Origin of the sequence: Klebsiella sp. WP3-W18-ESBL-02, from assembly GCF_014168815.1 — a bacterium.
Taxonomy (GTDB): domain Bacteria; phylum Pseudomonadota; class Gammaproteobacteria; order Enterobacterales; family Enterobacteriaceae; genus Kluyvera; species Kluyvera ascorbata_B.
Window position 1 is genome coordinate 1 of the sequence record NZ_AP021977.1, and the last position, 5286, is coordinate 5286.

Here is a 5286-nt window from a genome sequence, read left to right on the forward strand (position 1 = left end):
TCCCCAACTTACTGAACCTTCGAAAAACCACCTCCCCAGGTGGTTTTTTCGTTTTCAGAGCAAGAGATTACGGCTGTAACGCAAGGATCTCAAGAAGATCTTAAAATATGTTGAAAGGATACAGGCTAACAACAACTCCCTCCATAGACATGACCGAACAAAAAAGAAACAAAAAAAATGATTTTAGGAGTTTTTTCACACCTAAATAGTAGGTAAAATGTTTTTTTATTCGATTGGCTTTTAAAATGAAATACACTAAATCCGCAAAAATATTCATCACAGCCTTTTTAATTTTATTTATTTATTTAACCCATACTTTAATAAATATTATTGGTATATAAAAATGGAAAAAAATTCATCTGATATTGATGTTATCGAGTTATTTCTCTTTCTCAAAAACAAAATAATGAGTATTATTTTGTTTGTTATTTTCTCATTGATTTTGTCATCTATTTTTTTGTTAATAAACAAAAACAAAATAAGTGTAAAGTACGAATTAAATATGATCACTAATTCGCCAGGTATGATTATTAACTGTGGGGATGACTTTTATTGCAAAGCGAACATGATACAATCAATAATAAAAAACAAAAGCAATTCTATAACATCAAATATAGATGAAAGAGGAAAAAAAATAAACCTGTCATGGGCTGGTGATGACCGTTACAAACCCTCGGTTACCGCTGAAGTAAACGCTATCCATAAAGCTATTAATGACTGGTACATCCAAGATTATAAAACTTATAAAAGCATAGTTAACAACCAGGATAGCAACTATATAAATGGCACTGAAACATATGCAAAAATTGCATTATTAACTAAAACAAACACTTCCGGAGAAAGAAACTTTATTTCAATCAATAATGAAATAGTAAATAAAAAGTATAAACCAGCTTTAATTATGACTCTAACGTTAATTATGGCTATTATCTTTTCCTCCTCTTACCATATAATAAAAAGATCTGTACTTGACTATAAAAATAAGTCAAATAGGTCTTTTTATTAGCCTGTAACGATTAATAACCGTATTCTAGCAACATCCGTTACACGCCTGATGCAGAAAAGCCCGCTAATAGCGGGCCTCCCGACAAATCTCACTGGGTGATGCCTCTAATTAGTTGAATCTGATGTATAATACGGGCTTTTGAGGTTATCTCATAGCCAGCGTTAATATTCATTGTCCCCGTTGTCAGTCAGCTCGGGTTTACCGCCATGGTCAGAACCCTAAAGGCCGTGACAGATTTCGCTGCCGTGACTGCCACCGTGTATTTCAGCTCACTTATACTTATCAAGCACGTAAGCCGGGTATGAAAGAGCTGATCACTGAAATGGCGGTAATGACTCCAACTTATTGATAGTGTTTTATGTTCAGATAATGCCCGATGACTTTGTCATGCAGCTCCACCGATTTTGAGAACGACAGCGACTTCCGTCCCAGCCGTGCCAGGTGCTGCCTCAGATTCAGGTTATGCCGCTCAATTCGCTGCGTATATCGCTTGCTGATTACGTGCAGCTTTCCCTTCAGGCGGGATTCATACAGCGGCCAGCCATCCGTCATCCATATCACCACGTCAAAGGGTGACAGCAGGCTCATAAGACGCTCCAGTGTGGCCAGAGTGCGTTCACCGAAGACGTGCGCCACAACCGTCCTCCGTATCCTGTCATACGCGTAAAACAGCCAGCGCTGACGTGATTTAGCACCGACGTAGCCCCACTGTTCGTCCATTTCAGCGCAGACAATCACATCACTGCCCGGTTGTATGCGCGAGGTTACCGACTGCGGCCTGAGTTTTTTAAGTGACGTAAAACCGTGTTGAGGCCAACGCCCATAATGCGTGCACTGGCGCGACATCCGACGCCATTCATGGCCATATCAATGATTTTCTGGTGCGTACCGGGCTGAGAGGCGGTGTAAGTGAACTGTAGTTGCCATGTTTTACGGCAGTGAGAGCAGAGATAGCGCTGATGTCCGGCGGTGCTTTTGCCGTTACGCACCACGCCTTCAGTAGTGGAGCAGGAAGGACATCTGATGGAAATGGAAGCCACGCAAGCACCTTAAAATCACCATCATACACTAAATCAGTAAGTTGGCAGCATTACCTGCATTTCAGCTTCATCAATCCCGTTTTTTTTACTGAATCCATTTACCAATATCCTGTCCATACGTTACTAAAGAAAATAATATATACGGAATGAGTTATCATGCGCCTAATTTACCATAACATCCGTTGGGCGCACCGCTGAAACGGGGTTGGCTGCGTTTCCGGTGCCAGACGCGAGAAAGTGGCGACAGACATAACGAAAAAACACCAGAAACGCAGCCGCTGAATATTACACTGGTGCATAGTCATGCAGCCAGATGCATGGATGTTAAAGTCACACTAAAATCCGCGCCAATGCCTTAAAAACCGACAAATGCTTCTCCAGCCAGTCCCACAGCTCCGCCGCCAGATACAGGCAGTTAAGCAATGATTCAATAAGATTTAACAGCTTCATTTCCCGCTCCTGAATAAGTCGTGACCTTTTTGATCACGAACCTATTTAGCGGGAGAAATAAGAGCCCCTCTTCGTGCGGGTTGTCAGCTGCCTGGATGGTTTAAAGTGTCGGCCCGCGGTAGGTTTTCTGCGGCTGGCGCTCCAGCTCCAGTGTTTTCTGATACTCATTCTCCCTCTGCCGAAGCTCGATGGCATTCAGTTCCCGGACAAGCGGCGCAGCTGCTCGCTTAAACTCAGCACCTGCGTGCTCAAGTCCGACACGCGCTCGTTCAGCACCGCGTTCTCCCGTTGCATAAGCCCACACATGCTCCGCCATTCCGCGAAGGCGCTCTCCCATTCGTCCAGCCTTTGCGAGTAGTCCTGCTGTAGCTGCTCTAATGCGCTCAGCAACTGCTTTTCCAGCTCTGTCATTTTCCGCTACTCCTGTTTCAGGCGGATCCATGTCGTCCCGTCGTAGGGGATGGCTTCGGTTTGCATCCCCGGCGGCAGGATAAGAAACCTCCGGCCGTCGCTGCTCTCCTGATAGCGCACTCCCCACGTCCGGGCGGTCATTTTCGCCAGGGTATCTTCCTGCTGACGAAGATGCGTGTAATTGTCGGTTATCTGCTGCCCCTGCCACCACAGAATGCTCCCGCTCGTGCCGATCAGCAGCGCTGACACCATCAGGATGGTGAGCCATGTCCGCCCGGCAGTCCGCAGTACGCTCCGCCGGTTTTTCTCCATCGCCTCGCTCATACTCTGCTCGTGGGCGAGGATGGCGTCGCTGATTCTCCTCGCGCTTGCGCTCAGTTCCGCTCTGACAGACTGCTCGTGCTCGCTGAATGCGGCTTTCAGCATCTCGCCGGTACTCTGCTTCTGCGCTTTCGATTGCTGCTCTAAGTCCTTCGCCAGCGTTAAAAGACTGCTCATAGATGGCTCCCTTCAGTCGGATGTTTCGCCCCCCGTCCGGGTCGGCAATGCTGATACTGCTTTTCGTGGTGCGCACCACCTCAAAACCTGACCGTTCCAGCGCCTCAGTGACGTCCTGACGGTTTTTCAGCTCCCCGGACGAAGCAAGGGTCAGCAGTCCGCGCGTGATGGCTTCAGTGGCCTCCTGCTTCGTTTTCGGCAGTCCGGACGGCGTGACAAGCGCCCGGCGGTTTTCCGGCGCGTTCGGGTCATGCAGCCCCAGTCTGCCGTTCACGATGGTCTGCCAGGCATCGATGCGCGGCCGGTCGGCGCGGTCGTAGTACGGCTGGAGCCGCCTGCCGGTCAGCAGTTCGGTATTGGGGATCAGAAAGTTCAGCTCCAGACGCCCCTTGTCCGCGTGCTCCACCCACAGAATGCTGTACTGATCTTTATCGAGTCCGGGCATCAGAACCCGCTCGAAGCTGGCCATCAGTTTTTCCCGCTGGCCGGGAGGCAGATCGGCCTCCGCAAACGACAGTACGCCGGAGGTGTATTTCTTCACGTAAGGCGACGCGTCAATCAGCTCCCGGACTTCTTCCGGCTTCCCCTGCAGGACGCTGGTGCCTTCACGCTGCCGGTCTTTACCCAGCAGATAGTCCACCGGCCCGGCGCCACCGCCGCGACCGCGTGGATGAAATTTAACGATCATCGTCCGTTCCTTTCTCAAGAACGGCGTGCCGCAGCCGCTCAAGCCCGGCATCGATGGCCATCAGCGCCGCCACAATCTGTACCCTGTCATGGCCGGTGCCGCCGCCGGCGTTAACACGGCGGGCTATCTGGTTCAGGTTATTGCCCATACCGGCAAGCTGGCGCAGCAGCGCCGGCGAGAGTGAGGGGAGCTTTCCGGTGCGCGCAGGCTTTTCGTCCAGGCAGGTCTGCCGCATCCACGCCGCCAGCGGCCTGCCGTCGCAGCGCTCAAGCAGCCGCCGGTGCTCGCCCTCCGTCACCCACATGGTGAGCATCTTGTTCCGTTTCTCTGACAAACCGGCCTCCTGATAACGCCGGGACGGGCGGGAAAGCCTTTCCCGGTCGGCGCGGGGTTGGACAAGCCGCAGGCGCGTCAGTGGCTTTTGGCGGGTTTCGGGGCGCAGCCCTGAACCAGTCACGTAGCGCTAGCGGAGTGTATACTGGCTTAATATGTTGACACGGATGAGGGTGTCAGTGAAGTGCTTCATGTGGCAGGAGAAAAAAGGCGGCACCGGTACGTCAGCAGAATATGTGATACAGAATATATACCGCTTCCTCGCTCACTGACTCGCTGCGCTCGGTCGTTCGGCTGCGGCGAGCGGTGCGGGCTTACGAATGGGGCGGAAATTTCCTGGTAGATACCAGGAAGAAACTTAACGGGGAAGCGATAAGGCCGCGGCAAAGCCGTTTTTCCATAGGCTCCGCCCCCCTGACAAGCATCACGAAATCTGACGCTCAAATCAGTGGTGGCGAAACCCGACAGGACTATAAAGATACCAGGCGTTTCCCCCTGGTGGCTCCCTCGTGCGCTCTCCTGTTCCTGCCTTTCGGTTTACCGGTGTCACTCCGCTGTTATGGCCGCGTTTATCTCATTCCACGCCTGACACTCAGTTCCGGGAAGGCAGTTCGCTCCAAGCTGGACTGTATGCACGAACCCCCCGTTCAGTCCGACCGCTGCGCCTCCTCCGGTAACTTTCAACTTGATTCCAACCCGGAAAGGCACGACAAAGCGCCACTGGCAGCAGCCACTGGTAAGAGGGTGTACAAGAGATTACTGATACAGAGTTCTTGAAGTCAGAGCCAAACTACGGCTAAACTGGAAGGACGAATTTGGTGGCAGCGGTCTTGTACACCCTGTTACCACGGTTCAGAAGT

Annotated in this window: 5 protein-coding genes and 1 pseudogene; 2 read left to right on the forward strand and 4 right to left on the reverse strand. The window is 50.8% G+C overall.

Annotation, left to right across the window (positions count from 1 at the left end):
- Positions 1 to 343: 343 nt before the first annotated feature.
- Both H7R56_RS27410 and H7R56_RS27415 read left to right on the forward strand, forming a co-directional pair.
- Positions 344 to 1006, forward strand: a complete 663-nt coding sequence (locus tag H7R56_RS27410; RefSeq protein WP_072661022.1) for a GNVR domain-containing protein — start codon at positions 344 to 346, stop codon at positions 1004 to 1006.
- Positions 1007 to 1157: 151 nt separating this feature from the next.
- Positions 1158 to 1334 (forward strand): annotated as a pseudogene (locus H7R56_RS27415) (IS1 family transposase); the annotation flags it as partial.
- A 14-nt stretch (positions 1335 to 1348) separates the two neighbouring features.
- On the opposite strand, the gene H7R56_RS27420 reads toward H7R56_RS27415, so the two are convergent.
- The 4 genes from H7R56_RS27420 to H7R56_RS27440 all read right to left on the reverse strand — a co-directional run bounded on the left by H7R56_RS27420 (position 1349) and on the right by H7R56_RS27440 (position 4406).
- Positions 1349 to 2046, reverse strand: a protein-coding gene (locus tag H7R56_RS27420) for an IS1 family transposase (protein WP_227674763.1) whose coding sequence is annotated in 2 segments (ribosomal slippage) — positions 1349 to 1797 and positions 1797 to 2046 — 699 coding nt in all. Because the reading frame shifts where the segments join, the coding sequence is not laid out codon by codon here.
- Between the two features lie 645 nt (positions 2047 to 2691).
- Complete coding sequence (locus H7R56_RS27425; protein WP_000137422.1) at positions 2692 to 2907, reverse strand: MbeD family mobilization/exclusion protein; 216 nt, start codon at positions 2905 to 2907, stop codon at positions 2692 to 2694.
- A gap of 6 nt (positions 2908 to 2913) precedes the next feature.
- Positions 2914 to 3405, reverse strand: a complete 492-nt coding sequence (locus H7R56_RS27430; RefSeq protein WP_015060400.1) for an MbeB family mobilization protein — start codon at positions 3403 to 3405, stop codon at positions 2914 to 2916.
- Positions 3406 to 4082: 677 nt separating this feature from the next.
- The gene (locus H7R56_RS27440) at positions 4083 to 4406 is read right to left on the reverse strand and encodes a MobC family plasmid mobilization relaxosome protein (RefSeq protein WP_163063187.1); all 324 of its coding nucleotides are present in this window, start codon (positions 4404 to 4406) and stop codon (positions 4083 to 4085) included.
- Positions 4407 to 5286: the final 880 nt, after the last annotated feature.